The organism is Sediminicola luteus (assembly GCF_040566555.1).
In the GTDB taxonomy this organism is placed as follows: Bacteria; Bacteroidota; Bacteroidia; order Flavobacteriales; family Flavobacteriaceae; genus Sediminicola.
This window is the reverse complement of record NZ_JBEWYP010000007.1, coordinates 24503-40725: the sequence shown is the minus strand read 5'-3', so window position 1 is coordinate 40725 and position 16223 is coordinate 24503. Positions and strand designations below refer to the sequence as shown.

12 protein-coding genes are annotated in these 16223 nt (G+C 39.2%); 7 read left to right on the top strand and 5 right to left on the bottom strand.

Annotated features, from left to right (window positions below):
• The first annotated feature begins 210 nt into the window (after positions 1–210).
• From ABXZ32_RS12055 to ABXZ32_RS12040, 4 genes are all read left to right on the top strand, one after another.
• The gene (locus ABXZ32_RS12055; protein ID WP_354618930.1) at positions 211–1449 is read left to right on the top strand and encodes a pyridoxal phosphate-dependent aminotransferase; all 1239 of its coding nucleotides are present in this window, start codon (positions 211–213) and stop codon (positions 1447–1449) included.
• Positions 1450–1500: 51 nt separating this feature from the next.
• Positions 1501–1896 carry a hypothetical protein gene (locus ABXZ32_RS12050; RefSeq protein ID WP_354618929.1) on the top strand — a complete coding sequence of 132 codons (396 nt, stop codon included), beginning with the start codon at positions 1501–1503 and terminating at the stop codon, positions 1894–1896.
• Between the two features lie 99 nt (positions 1897–1995).
• Positions 1996–2577, top strand: a complete 582-nt coding sequence (gene miaE / locus ABXZ32_RS12045) for a tRNA-(ms[2]io[6]A)-hydroxylase (protein ID WP_062053284.1) — start codon at positions 1996–1998, stop codon at positions 2575–2577.
• 206 nt (positions 2578–2783) lie between these two features.
• Complete coding sequence (locus ABXZ32_RS12040) at positions 2784–4403, top strand: ATP-binding protein (RefSeq protein WP_354618928.1); 1620 nt, start codon at positions 2784–2786, stop codon at positions 4401–4403.
• A gap of 95 nt (positions 4404–4498) precedes the next feature.
• Here ABXZ32_RS12040 and ABXZ32_RS12035 read toward each other — a convergent pair whose 3' ends face one another.
• Positions 4499–5542 (bottom strand): GMP reductase, encoded by a 1044-nt coding sequence (locus ABXZ32_RS12035; RefSeq protein WP_354618927.1) that lies wholly within the window; start codon positions 5540–5542, stop codon positions 4499–4501.
• A 171-nt stretch (positions 5543–5713) separates the two neighbouring features.
• Between ABXZ32_RS12035 and ABXZ32_RS12030 the strand changes: the two genes are divergently transcribed.
• From ABXZ32_RS12030 to ABXZ32_RS12020, 3 genes are all read left to right on the top strand, one after another.
• Positions 5714–7027, top strand: a complete 1314-nt coding sequence (locus ABXZ32_RS12030) for a Zn-dependent hydrolase (protein WP_354618926.1) — start codon at positions 5714–5716, stop codon at positions 7025–7027.
• 285 nt (positions 7028–7312) lie between these two features.
• Positions 7313–9043, top strand: coding sequence for a hypothetical protein (locus ABXZ32_RS12025; protein ID WP_354618924.1), 1731 nt, complete (start codon positions 7313–7315; stop codon positions 9041–9043).
• Between the two features lie 67 nt (positions 9044–9110).
• Entirely contained in the window at positions 9111–9764 is a 654-nt protein-coding gene (locus tag ABXZ32_RS12020; RefSeq protein ID WP_354618923.1) for an SCO family protein, read from the top strand.
• A 25-nt stretch (positions 9765–9789) separates the two neighbouring features.
• Here the strand turns inward: ABXZ32_RS12020 and ABXZ32_RS12015 are convergent, their stop codons facing one another.
• The 4 genes from ABXZ32_RS12015 to yidC form a co-directional block, all read right to left on the bottom strand.
• The gene (locus tag ABXZ32_RS12015; RefSeq protein ID WP_354618922.1) at positions 9790–10731 is read right to left on the bottom strand and encodes an NAD(P)H-dependent flavin oxidoreductase; all 942 of its coding nucleotides are present in this window, start codon (positions 10729–10731) and stop codon (positions 9790–9792) included.
• The gene (locus ABXZ32_RS12010) at positions 10731–12380 is read right to left on the bottom strand and encodes a S8 family serine peptidase (protein WP_354618921.1); all 1650 of its coding nucleotides are present in this window, start codon (positions 12378–12380) and stop codon (positions 10731–10733) included. Before ABXZ32_RS12010 ends, ABXZ32_RS12015 begins: the two co-directional genes overlap by 1 nt.
• A gap of 1 nt (position 12381) precedes the next feature.
• On the bottom strand, positions 12382–13572 hold the full coding sequence (mnmA, locus tag ABXZ32_RS12005) for a tRNA 2-thiouridine(34) synthase MnmA (protein WP_408017160.1): 1191 nt from the start codon (positions 13570–13572) through the stop codon (positions 12382–12384).
• A gap of 774 nt (positions 13573–14346) precedes the next feature.
• Complete coding sequence (gene yidC / locus ABXZ32_RS12000) at positions 14347–16197, bottom strand: membrane protein insertase YidC (RefSeq protein WP_354618919.1); 1851 nt, start codon at positions 16195–16197, stop codon at positions 14347–14349.
• Positions 16198–16223 lie beyond the last annotated feature (26 nt).

Genomic DNA, 16223 nt, shown 5'->3' with positions numbered 1-16223 from the left:
ACTACGAGGACAAAATAAAGAAAAATGCTTGGCATTATATAAACAGCGGGCGATTAACTTTCTTTTTATTCCAAATTAAAAACAATAACCATTGGCTACATTGTCTTTTGAGCTGGTAAAACCACTACAATGTATTATCTTAGAAAAGCAGCGGTAAGGATTCACAGCATTCATTTATACAGGCGATATTAACTACAAAAGAATGGTAAGATGTTTAGAAAGGTAGAAGAGTCACAAACCTTATTGATAAACACCCAGGCAAAGGCCTTGGAGGCCCAAAATAAGGAGATTATCAAATTTGGTTTTGGTCAGTCTCCTTTTCTCCCACCTCCCAAGGTAATCCGTGCCCTAAAAGAATCTGCACATCGAAAAGAATATTCCTCTGTTCAGGGGGATTTGGATCTAAGAAAATTGATGTCTGCCTTCCACTTGGCACATAATGGCCTAAAGGTTGATCCAGATAATATATTGGTGGCTCCAGGATCAAAAATTTTACTTTATACCATAATGCTTGCCTTTGAAAAGGCCGATGTTCTAATTCCTCTGCCCTCTTGGGTTTCCTATGCCCCTCAAGCTATTTTAGCAGGACATCATTTGATTAAAGTAAATACTTACTTTGAAGAACGATGGCGAATAAATCCTAAAGCCATTGAAGAGGCGATAAAAAATAAGAAGTACCAAGCCACTATTTTGATCTTAAATTATCCCGGGAATCCAGATGGCTTGACCTATTCCCCTTCTGAATTACAAGAAATAGCGGTAATAGCTAGAGCTCATAATATCTTGGTCATATCCGATGAAATATATGGCCTTCTTACTTTTGATAAATCCCATACATCTTTTTCCAACTATTATCCCGAAAGAACCATCACCACTACAGGTTTGTCTAAATGGTGCGGTGCTGGAGGCTGGAGGTTGGGTGCTGCATTTTTATATGACGGCATTGAAATAGAATTTAAACAAGCCTTGATAGGCATAGGTTCAGAAACCTATTCCTGTGCTCCAACTCCTGTGCAAATAGCTGCTAAAGAAGCATATACAAGTTACTACGGTATACAAGATTATTTGAATGAACAAACAGGGATACTTCAAAAAATTGGTTTGTACTGTGCCGAAAAATTAAATGCCGTACATATTGGTGTTCATCCCCCTCAAGGTGGATTTTATATCTTTTTGGATTTTTCAAAGCATCGGGCGGCCTTGTCCAGAAAAGGGATCACCTCATCAAATGACCTCTGTGAAGGTCTTCTCAAAGAGACGGGGGTCATGATTTTACCAAGTTCTGCCTTTGGTTTCAGTAAAGATTTCTTGGGCGCCAGATTGGCGTTTGTAGATTTTGATGAGCCCGATAACAAAGAGGAATTTATGTTAACTAAGGATTGTCCGAGAATCATAAAAGGAATTAACTTGATTGTCAACTGGATCGGCACCTTAAATATTTTATCCTAACTTTATTTGGAAGGAACACATTGGAATTTTTAATGAATCAATAAAATAATCATGAACAACACCAACACTAATCTAAGCACCTTTAGCACCTTATTTCTGGTCAAAGGTATTTTGACCTTATGCTTTTCTTTATTTTTTATTCTTTATGGATGCATAGGAATTATTATAGGTCACTCAGAAGAATGGTCGCATGAAACAGGGTCGTTCCCCGTTAATCCCGGACTGATCTTTATTATTATTGGGGGTATAGGGTTTATTATTTCTGTTATTATTGGCATTTTAACCTTAATGGCGTCCAAATATTTAAAGGATGTCAGGAACTACAATTTTATCTTTGTGATGGCTGTCCTGAATTGCCTAACTGGCATTTTAGGGATCCTATTGGGAATTTTCACCATTATTGACCTGTCCAAGCCTGAAGTAAAACAATTATTTTTTAAAGAGTGATCGCGATCTATACTGCTTATTAAAATTGATTTACTCTAAATGTGCCTTCTGTTAAAGAATGATCAGATTGACTAACTTTGTAGCCTAAAAAAAATACAGATGCTTGGTTTAAAATTGGAGACCGACCCACGTTGGGTGGATATAGTAGAATCGAATATTGAAGAGATATTAACGGATCATGCCTGGTGCGAGCAAAAAGCTGCCACCAATGCTATTACCATAATCATTCAAAACCCGGAACATACAGATTTAGTCACCGATCTATTGACCTTAGCACAAGAGGAACTGCAACATTTTGAAATGGTCCATGAAATCATTAAAAAAAGGGGATACACCTTAGGCCGAGAGCGCAAGGACAGTTATGTGAACGAACTCTTTAAATTCATGATCAAAGGAGGAACACACCAACAAAGTTTGGTGGATAGACTATTATTCTCCGCGATGATTGAAGCCCGTAGTTGTGAACGTTTTAAACTCTTGTCCAAAAAAATAAAAGACCCGGAATTAGCTAAATTCTACCATGACCTTATGATTAGTGAAGCTGGCCATTACACCACCTTTATTGGCTTTGCAAGACAATACGGAGAAGGACTGGATGTAAATAAACGTTGGGCGGAACTGATCAAATTTGAAGGTGAGGTAATAAAAAATTACGGCAAATCAGAGACCATACACGGTTGATAATAAGCATGTTATCACTGTAATGTATGTTGCGATATTATTTTTAGTCCCCACTTTTAATATGGGTATACTCCAAGGGATTATCTTACGAAATAAGCTCCATACATTATTACATCTTACCTTGATAAAACGAATAAATTAGCTTACTTTTCCAGTGATTTATTTCACATAAAAATTTGAAGCCATTGCAAGCAAAAAATACTATTATGCACAAAGGTGAATTGCCCTTATGGATCATATTTGGAACCATAGGCATATGCCTTTTACCTACAGTTTTAAACATAATAGGTTTTGATTTTGGTTATGAAATTGTCCCTTTTGACATGGCAAATTTTGCTGCAATCAACCCATCAAATTTTGAAAATAATATTCAATATTACTTGGGGGGAGCTATCATACACTCTTTATTGGAATGGAGCGCAGTAGCAATTGCCTTCGGTATTGGCACCTTGGCCTTGATCCAATATAGGATCACTGGCAATCCGGTCACCTCAATTATTGGAATAGCACTTTTTTGCGCTGGAAGTATAGATGCCTTTCATACTTTGGCTGCCACAAACCTTATTCATTCCAATGCAGAAATAAAAAATTTCAGCCCCTTCACATGGGGACTTTCCAGATTGTTCAATTCATTGATATTATTGGTTGGTGTTAGTGTTTTCCTTGTAAAAAATAAATACAGACCACAATATAAAAAATCAAATACCCTAGTTTCTATCGTCGGGGTAACCTTTGTAGGTTTATCATATATCATTATTCAAGTATGTACCCAAAGTGATGTTTTTCCGATATCTGTGTACCCAGATAATTTTATTTCAAGGCCTTTTGATTTCATCCCCTTGATCATTTATACTGTACTTGGACTATTTGTATTACCAGCATTTTACAAATTTCATAAGAATGTTTTTACCGAAGCTCTTATGTGGAGCATGCTTCCTGCGATTGCAACGCAATTACACATGACATTTGGTTCTGTTGAATTATATGACAATCATTTCAATATTGGGCATTTCCTTAAAATTATATCCTATGTACTGCCATTTGCTGGCTTGGGCATCTTTTATATAAAAACATTTCGTGTTGCTGAGGAAAGGCTAGTTTCTTTAAAGGAGGCCCATAATTTATTGACCTTAAAAAATCAGGAACTGGAACAATATACCCACATTACATCACATGACTTAAAAGAACCTTTACGTTCCATATCCAGTTTTACCGAACTTCTAGAAAATAGGCACCAAGAGCAACTGGATTCCAAAGGGAAACAATACCTACAATTTATTAAGAAGTCGTCTGATAGGATGCATAAGACCATAAAGATATTAATGGATTATTCCAGAGTGGGGGCCGATCTGAAATCACAATGGTTAGATACCCATGAAATTCTTGAAATGGTACAAGAAGACCTTTCAGTTTTAATAAAAGAATCCCAAGCCTCATTTAATGTAGGTACTTTACCCAAAATATATGGAGGCGAAACGGACATTCGTTTGCTTTTTCAAAATCTTATTGCCAATTCCTTAAAATTTAAAAGAGAAGGAGTAGCCCCCAAAATAACAATTTCAGCAACTTTAGAAGACCAGTTTTGGAAATTTGAATTCCAGGATAATGGTATTGGCATGCTCAAAGAAGACCTGGAGGATATATTTATTATTTACAAAAGGTTAGGGATTTCCAGCAAAAATGAAGGGAATGGAATAGGACTCTCCCATTGCAAAAAAATTGTTGAGCTCCATGGAGGGGAAATTTGGGTAACTTCAGAACCAAATGAGGGTAGTTCCTTTTATTTCACTATCCCCTATAAAGAGGAGATGCCAATAGAATTATAACTGCTTTAAATAACAATGCAGCTATTAGGTTTGCTAAGGAACGTTGTTATAAAGACCTCACTTGGGAATAGGAATAATAATTTGTACCCTTGAGATTACCTTTCCGAATAAATTTTATTTTCCTGTTCTGCCACGCGAATAAAGGTGGTGCGTTTTGTCAACTCTTTTAGACGTTGGGCTCCCACATAGGTACAGGTGCTTCTTAAACCTCCTAATATATCCTGTAGTGTATGCTCCACCTTACCTTTATAGGGCACTTCTACAGTCTTTCCTTCGCTGGCCCTGTAATCTGCCACACCGCCAACATGTTTATCCATGGCTGTTGTGGAACTCATCCCATAAAATTGTTTGTATGGATGACCGTGACGTTCAATCAGCTCACCACCGCTTTCATCATGTCCCGCCAGCATGCCCCCTAGCATCACAAAATCAGCTCCTGCACCAAAAGCCTTGGCAACATCACCAGGACTCGTGCAGCCGCCATCACTAATGATTTGGCCACCTAGACCATGGGCGGCATCTGCACATTCTATGATCGCAGATAATTGCGGGTAACCTACGCCGGTCTTAACTCTCGTGGTACATACAGATCCTGGACCGATGCCTACTTTTATTATATCCGCCCCAGCGAGTAATAACTCTTCCACCATTTCCCCAGTTACTACATTACCCGCAATTATGACCTTATTAGGATATTGGGTCCTAGACTGTTTTACAAAATTCACAAAATGTTCTGAGTACCCATTGGCGACGTCGATACAGATAAATTTTAGGGTAGGATTATCATTGAAAATGGTCGCCAAACGCTTTGTATCGCTAGGACCTGTCCCAGTACTTATCGCAATGTAATCTACAATGTCCGCCGGTGCATTTTTCAAGAACTGATTCCATTGAGAAGGGCTATAATGTTTATGAATGGCCGTAAAGAGTTTATTCTCCGATAGAGCCAATGCCATTTCAAAAGTTCCCACGGTATCCATATTCGCAGCCATAATGGGAACACCTGTCCAACTAAAATCGCTATGGAGAAATTTAAAGTCGCGCTCCAGTTGCACCTGTGCCCTACTTTTTAGATTAGATCGCTTAGGACGGATCAGCACATCTTTAAATCCCAGTTTTATATCTTGTTCTATTCTCATCTCTCAAACGTATTTGGTTACTTTTAAAAGTACGATTTCCTCCCAAAAGTCAAAGCGCAATTTTTATTATTTCGATTTTAAAAGTGATAATTGCTCCAACGGAAGCACACCATTTTGTACACATAAGTGTTTTATTTTTTTCTATCTTACTAGTCACTAAAATCGCTATAAATGTCCTACAAATACATTGCCCTTATTTTGGTCCTAGTTTATCAGGCCAGTTTCGCTCAGAAAAAATCATCTCCAATCGAAAAAACACTGACCGTTAATCAGGATAGATTGGAGGCCAGTATATTCGAATTAGCCAAATTTGGACTGAAAGCCAATGGAGAAACCAGTAGGGTGGCGTTCACCGATGCCGATATTGCTTCAAGAACATATCTAATCAACCTAATGAAAAATGCCGGACTAGAGGTTCATATTGACTTTGCCGGAAATATTATTGGTCGCCGGGAAGGCACAGACGGCTCTAAAAAAGTTATTGCATTCGGCTCCCATACGGATACGGTTCCCGATGGAGGAAATTATGACGGATGTGTTGGCTCAATGGCTGCATTGGAAGTAGCCTTGACTCTTTTTGAGAATAATGTGGCTACCATTCATCCATTGGAGGTTATCATTTTCTCCAATGAGGAAGGCGGTCTGTTAGGCAGTCGCGCTCTAGCAGGTGCATTGAGTCCAGAAGCACTATTGGTTAAAAACAGCTCAGGATATACGCAAGGGGAAGGGGCTAACCGACTCGGGGGCGATGTATCCAGAATTGAGGAAGCCGCAAGGAAAAAAGGAGAATTGGCTGCTTTTTTGGAATTACATATAGAACAAGGCGGCATTTTAGATGGAGAAAACATTGATATTGGTATCGTTGAAGGAATTGTGGGTATCAAATGGTGGGATGTAGAAATTACCGGGTTTGCCAACCACGCGGGAACAACGCCAATGAACATGAGAAAGGATGCCCTATTGGCCGCTTCTAAATTTATCATTGCCGTCAATGAGGTCACCAACAGTTTTGAAGGGAAACAAGTAGGGACAGTGGGTAGAATTAGCGCAGAACCAGGAGCACCCAATGTGATACCGGGGAAGGTACTTTTAAGCCTGGAAATACGCGATCTTTCTTCCGATAAAATTGCTCAGGTTTTTAGTGGAATACAGCAAAGGGCACAGGCGATAGCGGAAGAATCAGATACAACCATAGAATTTCATCCAATCGATGCCAATGCAAAACCGGCTTTAACGGATAAGACCATACAAGAAGCTATAGCTACCTCAGCCAAGAACTTAGGGCTTACCCAAAAACAGATGCAAAGTGGAGCGGGTCATGATGCTCAGGATATGGCACTTATAGCTCCGTCAGGGATGATCTTTGTACCCAGTAAAGATGGAATTAGCCACTCACCCAGAGAATTCACATCCGCTGAGGATATGGCAAATGGTGCCAATGTTCTATTGCATACCATTTTAAAATTGGATAGGGAATTGAAATAATCCTCCAGTTACACTAAATAACAAGTAATCAATACATTAAATCCTTCTACAAGTAGAAAAAAGCTGTTATATCATTATTTCTCTAGAGAAAAATATTATCTTTAAGTAAGGCAATTGAGCCATTGCTTAAATGAATAAAAACATCCAATGTCCCCCACCTGGTGACCTTGTTTTGCATATAGAATACTTAATTCTTTTGCATTGGATATTGAACCCGCGCATATTCCTTCTAAGGCGTTAGGTTTTACCATTAAATATTAATAAACTACTAATACCTATATTCCTATGAAAGCAAAAATCAGCTTTTTGGTAATGGCAATTGCGATATTATCCATTGTTGTATATGTGGATCTAATCCAAGAGGAAAACACTTCGGAAAAATCGCAAAATGCATCTTTTAATTTTATTAAATGTACCGTTGCCCAATACGTATTACAAAACGTGGATACAACCCGGCAAATAGCTCCATTATTTGATAACTTAGGAAACCTTCACTACCCAATAACCATAAAAGATAATAGGGGGCATGCCTTTTTCGATCAGGGATTAAAATTAGCATATGCCTTTAACCATGCAGAATCCCACCGTTCATTTATGGAAGCCTCAAGACTTGATCCAAATGCGGCTATGGCCTATTGGGGTCAGGCATGGGCCTTAGGTCCCAATATTAATGATCCATTACCAGACGATGAGAGGAAAATAGCTGCTTATAAGGCAATAGAGAAGGCAACAGCGTTGGCTTCCAACTCCTCCAAAAAGGAGCAGGCATTGATAGAGGCTCTTCAAAAACGATATAGCGAAGACCTAACAAAAGAGATTACAGTATTGAATTTGGAATATATGCACGCTATGGCCCAGGTTGCACAAAGATTCCCCAAAGATGCGGACATTAAAGTTTTGTATGCAGAAGCCATTATGAACACTGTCCCTTGGAATTATTGGGACAAGAACGGCAATCCTTCTCCATTTATTAAGGAGGCTAAAATAGCCCTTGAAGAGGCCATAAAACTAAATCCGGAGCATCCAGGAGCTCATCATTATTACATCCATCTAATGGAACTGCCAATGCCAGATATGGCTGTTGACAGTGCAGATAAATTAGTTACTTTAATGCCAGGTGCAGGACATATTGTTCATATGCCCTCACATATCTATATCCGAGTAGGGCGTTATATGGATGCTGTAAAGGTAAATCAAGCAGCTATTTTGGCAGATGAGGATTATATTTCCCAATGTTATTCCCAAGGGCTTTATCCTTTTGGATATTATCCACATAACATTCACTTTTTATGGTCGGCCTCAAGTATGTTGGGCAATAGCCAAATTGCAATTAATGCGGCCACTAAAACTGCCGAAAAGGTTCCAAATGGGGAACTGGTTACGCTTACCTTCTTACAGGATTTTGCCGCAACTCCTTATTTAGCTTATACTAGATTTGGAAAATGGAATGAAATATTGACAATACCAAGTCCCAATATAGACATTAAACATCTGCGATTAATCCGCAATTACGCCAGAGGAATAGCCTTTATACGCAAAGGAAATGCAAAAGAGGCAAAAGAGGAATTGGATGCTATTGCCCTTTTCAAAGATGATCCAGAAATGGGGAAATTGGTTGCAACCGCAAACAACCCATCATCCCATATTGCAGAGATTGCCTATGAAGTGGTTGCAGGGGAATTGGCCAACCTGAACGGCCTTCCGGAAGAAGCTATTTTACATTTAAAAAAAGCGGTATTAGCTGAAGATAGATTGGTTTACACCGAACCTGCGGCATGGCATATCCCGACACGTCAGAACTTGGGCGCCATTTTGTTGAAGAATGGACAACTAGAAGAAGCGGAAAAAATTTATAAAGAAGATCTCGCCATTCTTAGACAAAATGGTTGGTCTTTGATTGGACTTTACCATAGTTTAATTGGCCAAGGTAAAATGGATGAGGCCAAAGCTGTAAAGGAAGAGTTTGAAGCTGCATGGAAACATTCAGATATCAAAATAACTACTTCAATATTGTGATTCTAGTAACGGGTACATATACATTGCTTTATTGAATAAAGAGAAATAATCATTTTATAGGTAATACATGAAAATTTATTCCGTGGTTCCCATCTATATGTTTTATTTAATATTTTGCGGGATAGTAGTTTCCTGCAACACGTCATCAAAAGAGCAATTGCCTATATATAATCCAATTGATTTCAATCCACTATTGGTTGATAGTAGTATGCATTCCCAACGCAAAAACCATATGGTGTCTGACTTTAGCCTAATAAATCAATACGGGGACACCATTACTCAGCACGATTATCAAAACAAAATTTATGTTACGGATTTTATTTTCACTCGCTGTCCTTCAATCTGTCCAATAATGACGAATCATATTCAAAGGCTACAGAAGGTATTTAACAATGATGAAGAGGTTGCATTTCTATCTATTTCGGTAACCCCTAAAATGGATAGCGTACCCATTTTAAAAGAATATGCAGATCGAAATAATGCAATTAGAAATAAATGGAATATTACAACTGGGGATAAGAAACACATTTACAACTTGGCCCGTAAAAGTTATTTCGCCGCAGTTGATGAGGGAGATGGAGGATTGCAAGATTTTATCCATACCCCTAACTTTATCCTGGTTGATACCAAGAAACAAATAAGAGGCGTCTATGATGGCACCAAAACTTCTGAAGTAGATCGATTGATTAAGGATATCAATATATTGAGAACCAACTTTTAGAATTAAATAAAATATTAGGACACTTTTAAAGTTGAGTACAATATTTTTTTGCTTCTTCAAACTCTTCCACCATATCGGCGACAATTTCTGCGGCAGGCTTAATATCATGGATAATTGCCGATACCTGGCCAATTTCCAACTCACCTTCTTCCATATCTCCTTCAAACATACCCCTCTTGGCCCTTGCCCTTCCCAATAGTTGTTTCAACTCATCTACCGAGGGAGATTTAGCATAAAGGTTTTGAATGTCCTGAAAGAATTTATTTTTGATCAACCGTACAGGCGCCAACTCTTTTAAAGTTAATATGGTATCCCCTTCACCTGCCTCCACTACTTTTTGCTTGAACAATTCATGGGAGGAAGCTTCGTAACTTGCTACAAATCGACTCCCAACCTGTACCCCATCTGCACCGAGGACCATTACCGCCAACATTGCCCTACCTGTAGCTATTCCTCCTGCCGCTATCAAAGGGATCGTAATTTTTTCCTTAACGGCCGGTATCAAGGTCAAGGTTGTTGTTTCATCCCTGCCATTGTGCCCCCCTGCTTCGAAACCTTCCGCAACTATGGCATCAACACCAGCTTCCTGGGCCTTAACAGCGAACTTTACACTGCTGACGACATGTACCACGATGATGCCTCTTTCTTTTAGATAAGAGGTCCATGTTTTAGGGTTTCCAGCGGATGTAAAAACAATCTTGACTCCCAGCTCAACCACGATGGACATCAATTGATCTATGTCCGGATAAAGCATGGGGATATTTACTGCAAAAGGTTTCTTGGTTGCCCTTTGACATTTTTGAATGTGTTCCCGTAATACCTCAGGGTACATAGAGCCTGCACCGATGATTCCTAAACCTCCTGCATTGGACACAGTTGAGGCCAATCGCCAGCCACTGGCCCAAATCATTCCTGCTTGTATGATGGGGTATTGTATCTTAAAAAGTTCCGTAATCCTATTCTCCATTATTTTTTGATCAACTTGTATTCCTTACTGATTCCTTCCATTTCCAATTGAACTATATACATCGCCTGACTCAATTGCTCTACGGATATTTGGTTATCAGTTTCGGTGATTTGCTTTTCCAAGATACGTTTTCCATAAATATCGTACAACCTTAGGATTGCCGTGGTACTTCCCTGAGGCAACCGTATCTGAACATTGGTTTCCATTGGATTGGGGAACAGAATATAGTCAAGGGTTTGTTCCCCTTCATCTTCTCCCCCATTTTGGCCTTCTACCCCGTTTAATGTCATTGCCAAATCAAAATTTGGTATACCATAGCCCATTTGGGCATTTGGATTCTGATACATGGAAGAACTTTCCCGTACCAGCTGCATTATTTCCAGATTGGTTTTATCGGGCAAAGCGCCCCAGAATGAAGCAATGGCACCTGCCATTATTGGCGAAGAAAAAGACGTTCCATTATTCCGTACAATTGTATTATTTTCATCTACCACAGCCGCATTTCTTCCCATGGCCATCCCGTCTGGCTTTACCACTCCTTGGGCATTTGGGCCCCTAGAACTAAAACTTACATAGGTGCCGTCCATATCAACGGCTCCTACTGTATAAACATTGGCATCTGCCGGAGCCGTAACAACCCCCCAAGAGGAGCTTCCGGAATTACCCGCAGAATTAACGACCAACATTCCTTTAGCGGTGGCAATGTTTGCCCCTTGGGAAATAAAAGCGGTATTGCCATCCATCTCTGCAGGGGTATAACTATAATTAGGGTTATCAAAAGTACTGTACCCTAAAGAAGTATTAATAAGATCTATTCCTAAACTATCAGCTCTTTCAGCTGCCTCCACCCAATAACTTTCTTCTACTGGGGTCTCCGTAACACCATCCTCGGTTCTAAACAGCATGTAACTGGCATCTGGCGCTGTCCCCACAAGCTGATTCTCTACATATCCCCCCATATCCGATAAGACCCTTGTACCGTGGCTATTGCCATCTGGAGCGTATATATTGGTAGTGCGTCCTACAAAATCATACCCCCCTAATAAATCATTATTGGAACGTAATCGGGAAAATGCAGCAAGTTGATCTACATTTGGGAAACCCCCATCCATCACAGCAATCCATAATCCTTCCCCTGTATAATTAGATTGGTGGAGGGCTTCAACCTTTAACTGTGAAATTTGCGCTTCACTTTGCCCATAGATAAAATTAGCTTTCTGGGTTAAAAACTTATTTTTATGGTTATCGGGTTTACTTTTATATTTGGGAGATTTTCCAGCTTTTGAATTGAGGCTTCTATTGGCATAAAAAATGCGATCTACAAAATCCAAACTGGAAAGTGACGCAATATCATTAATACTTCCTATGACATGCACGCAATTGAACCACTTGGATTTGGCTTTTACGGCAATACCAGCTTGCCCTTTTACCTGGGCGATATAACTTTCATTGACCGGGACATCCCTTTCATCTATTGGAATATTAAACTTGTTCTTTCTGGCCAAAGCACGGGCACTTAGAATAGTTTCTGGATTGGCCATGGCCTCATCTACTCCAACTTTATCCTTAAAATAAACCCAGGCATGTTCCTGGGCTCCTGCTCCAAAAAGGGTGAAAAAGAATATAAGGATAAGGATGTTTTTTACCATATTATGAGATCACTCCTGATCCTATTAGTTCCTCTTCCAGATACCAGGCCACAAATTGGCCTTCGGTTATGGCTGATTGTTTTTCTTCAAAATCTACATACATACCTCCCTCAGTTTGATATAACGTAGCTTTTTGTAACGGTTGCCTGTAACGTATTCTGGCCATCACTTCCATGGTCTCATCCGCTTTTAAAGCCAAATCTGTACGCACCCAATGCAATTCCTCATTGCTCACAAAAAGGGTTCGTCTGTACAATCCAGGATGGCTCTTTCCCTGTCCCGTGTAAATAATATTGTCTTCTACATCGGTATCAATGACGAATAAAGGTTCTTTTGTTCCTCCCACATCCAGACCTTTACGTTGCCCTTTGGTGAAATAGTGTGCCCCCTGGTGCTCTCCCACTACCCTCCCGTCTTCAAGTTGGTAATTTGGTTTGATGGCATAATAGGCCAATTCTTCCTTTTTTGAACCAAACGTTGGTACGTCTGTTTGATAATGGGCCAAAGACGATGGCACTTCTACGATCACACCCTTTTTGGGTTTCAGTTTTTGCTGTAAAAAATCAGGAAGCCTCACTTTACCAATAAAACAAAGTCCTTGGGAATCTTTTTTATCTGCCGTGATCAAATCGTTTTCCGCTGCAATTTTACGGACTTCAGGCTTGGTTAGCTCCCCAATTGGGAAGAGCGTTTTGGCCAACTGTTCTTGAGATAATTGACAAAGAAAATAAGATTGGTCCTTATTACCGTCTACTCCTGCCAAAAGTTGATAGGTCTCGGTACCATCTGGATTGGTAATGGTCCCTTTCCTACAATAATGTCCAGTAGCTACATAATCTGCTCCCAATTGAAGTGCGATTTTCATAAAGACATCAAACTTGATCTCCCTATTGCATAAAACATCTGGATTGGGGGTTCTTCCCTTTTCATATTCGTGGAACATATAATCCACTATCCGCTCCTTATATTGCTCACTTAAATCTACCGTTTGAAAGGGAATCCCCAATTTTTCGGCAACTATAAGCGCATCATTACTATCCTCCAACCATGGACACTCATCAGAAATAGTCACTGAATCATCGTGCCAGTTTTTCATAAACAAGCCAATCACCTCATAACCTTGTTCTTTTAACAAGTATGCGGTTACACTGGAATCCACTCCCCCAGAAAGTCCTACTACAACTTTTTTCATCTTCTTCAAATCAATATGCAAAAATACAAAATTCGCAGATGTTATAATCTCTTTTTGGCAATACCTATCTATAGGTTTTACCAAATGAAATTGACAACCTCTATCATACTAAATCTCTTTGTCGCTCCAAATCAATGTAAATGACAGAATTTATTTATGATGATATTTTTATTTAACTTTTACAGTATAATATTTTAGTCTTCGAGTAAATTTCCAATGAAAAACGACTTCTCCACCTAATTGAATATTGTCGGTCCAAGCATAATAAGCTCCTAACTAAGTAATTTGGCTGGTGTATTATTACATTCAGATTCCTGTTTGGAAGCTATATTGAATGGTGAATGTCATTTATGTTAACTCTCTGCCACGAGAGGTATTATTGAAGAACATTTTAATACCCTGAGATCTAACCCCCAAAATGTATTCGCTAATGCTTGTGATACGACAATTCTGGTAAGACTATCGGAATATTCACCTTCTATGCCCTCAATTAATTCTGGAATGATTTTGTATGACCTAGTACACTAATTAGAATCTAGAATTAAACCATACTGTTCATCAATGTGGATTTTATTTGCCCTAACAACCAAATTAATTTTGCTCAACAACAAGGAGGATTCTTTTAACATACAAATATGGACCGTTTACAACTATATTTTTTAAAACGCGTTTCTATCCCCCATATTTACAACCCCAAATCTTTCCAAACTAAACCTATTTAATGCAAAAAGCTCCCTTTAAAAGGGAGCTTTTTTTTTCTTTATACTATATAGATTATTTGTTTTTCTTTTGGGCTTCTGCCTGCTCCATCATCTCACGCATTTTCTTCTGGAACTTTCCTTCTTTCTTCGGCTTTTTCTTGTTCTCTTGTATCTGGGCGTGAATTTTATCTTCATTGATAATAAACTTCTTGATAGCCAGCATGATAAAAATGGTAATTAAGTTGGAAACAAAGTAGTACAAACTCAATCCACTAGCATAGCTGTTAAAGAAGAATAGCATCATTAAAGGCGATAGGTACATGATAAATTTCATGTTTGGCATACCTGGTTGCGATGGCATATTCTGTCCTGTGGTCATCATCATATAAAAGAAGATAGCAACCGATGCCAGGATTGGGAATAAACTCACATGATCCCCGTAAAATGGAATATTAAACGGCAATTCCGCTATGGTATCATAGGACGAAAGGTCATCTGCCCATAAAAACGATTTTTGGCGAAGGGCAAAAGAGGTTGGGAAGAACATAAAGAGCGCATAAAATATGGGCAGTTGTACCACTGCCGGCAAACAGCCGCTCATTGGACTTACCCCAGCCTTACCATATAACTTCATGGTCTCTTGCTGCTTTTTCATGGCATTGTCCTTGTACTTCTCATTTAGCTCGCTAATCTCTGGCTTCAGGACCTTCATCTTGGCCTGAGACAGGTAAGATTTATAGGTCACCGGGGACATTAGTAGACGGACCAAAATAGTCATGACCACAATGGCAATACCGAAGGGAAAGAAAGAGCTCAAAAAGGTATAGGTTGGTGTAAATATGTACCTGTTGATCCATCCAAAAATACCCCATCCAAAAGGAATGGAATCTTCTAGACCTAACTCCTTATATTGCGATAAAACCTTTACATCAGTAGGTCCATAATACCAGTCCATTGTGTAAGAAAGTTCTCCTCCTTCTAATTTCAATGGTGCCACAGTACTGTATTCCTTTGTGTATCCGGCAGTTTTGCTTTCCTCTTCAACCAAGTTGACAGAATTTAATTGAGCTGTTTCAAATGGTGTTTGGGTTGCCAAAATGGAACTGAAAAAATGCTGCCTGTACGAAAGCCATTTAATATCCGTATCCTCCGATTCATCATCATCACTACTTTCAGAAAGCTTACTGATCTTTCCATCTTCATGATTATAGGTCAATCTCGTATATCGGTTTTCGTACTGAATACTCTTAGAGTGACGGATTCCCTTTAGTTTCCATTCCAAATTAATAGCACCACTCGGATTGATTATGCCATTAAGTCCTTGGGATCTCACAATAAAATCGACCAAATAATCATTCGGCTTCATTTCATAGCGATACTCCAAAAATTGGGAAGGAGATACTTTTGCCTTCATGGAGAGCACTTGCACATCACCATCATTGGTCAAAGTGGGTTCAAAATATAGATCTTTGGTATTAAGGGATCTATTCTCATTGGTTTTGAACATTATATCAAAGGATGAATTCCCATCTTTTACCAAATACACCGGAATAGAATCATAGGTAACAAATTTTTTCATCTTTGCTTCAACGATCTGTCCTCCTTTGTTGCTCACTTTTAAAACAACCAGATCATTTTCCAATACTGTTGTAGCCTCAGATGGGGTATTAAAACCAAAAGCTCCCACAGCATTCTTATAGCCTGCAACAGAAGTGGAGTCCTGCAGATTCATACTGGGTTCAGCAGCTGGAGTTTCGACAACGGCTTCCGCAGCTTTATTTTGGGCCTCTACCTGCTCTTGCTTTGCCTTTTGTGCCTCTAGCTCCTCGGGAGTAGGCTGATTTTGGTAAAACATGAATATGAGGATACCGAATATCAGTACAAAGCCAATTATAGATTTTACATCAAATTTTTTTTCTTCCATCTAAGTTTCATTTACAAACCCTCAAA

Bases quoted from the DNA above. Each gene is read 5' to 3' on its own strand.
- ABXZ32_RS12055 (WP_354618930.1), top strand. From the start codon at position 211: ATGTTTAGAAAGGTAGAAGAGTCACAAACCTTATTGATAAACACCCAG.
- ABXZ32_RS12050 (WP_354618929.1), top strand. From the start codon at position 1,501: ATGAACAACACCAACACTAATCTAAGCACCTTTAGCACCTTATTTCTG.
- miaE (WP_062053284.1), top strand. From the start codon at position 1,996: ATGCTTGGTTTAAAATTGGAGACCGACCCACGTTGGGTGGATATAGTA.
- ABXZ32_RS12040 (WP_354618928.1), top strand. From the start codon at position 2,784: ATGCACAAAGGTGAATTGCCCTTATGGATCATATTTGGAACCATAGGC.
- ABXZ32_RS12035 (WP_354618927.1), bottom strand. From the start codon at position 5,542: ATGAGAATAGAACAAGATATAAAACTGGGATTTAAAGATGTGCTGATC.
- ABXZ32_RS12030 (WP_354618926.1), top strand. From the start codon at position 5,714: ATGTCCTACAAATACATTGCCCTTATTTTGGTCCTAGTTTATCAGGCC.
- ABXZ32_RS12025 (WP_354618924.1), top strand. From the start codon at position 7,313: ATGAAAGCAAAAATCAGCTTTTTGGTAATGGCAATTGCGATATTATCC.
- ABXZ32_RS12020 (WP_354618923.1), top strand. From the start codon at position 9,111: ATGAAAATTTATTCCGTGGTTCCCATCTATATGTTTTATTTAATATTT.
- ABXZ32_RS12015 (WP_354618922.1), bottom strand. From the start codon at position 10,731: ATGGAGAATAGGATTACGGAACTTTTTAAGATACAATACCCCATCATA.
- ABXZ32_RS12010 (WP_354618921.1), bottom strand. From the start codon at position 12,380: ATGGTAAAAAACATCCTTATCCTTATATTCTTTTTCACCCTTTTTGGA.
- mnmA (WP_408017160.1), bottom strand. From the start codon at position 13,572: ATGAAAAAAGTTGTAGTAGGACTTTCTGGGGGAGTGGATTCCAGTGTA.
- yidC (WP_354618919.1), bottom strand. From the start codon at position 16,197: ATGGAAGAAAAAAAATTTGATGTAAAATCTATAATTGGCTTTGTACTG.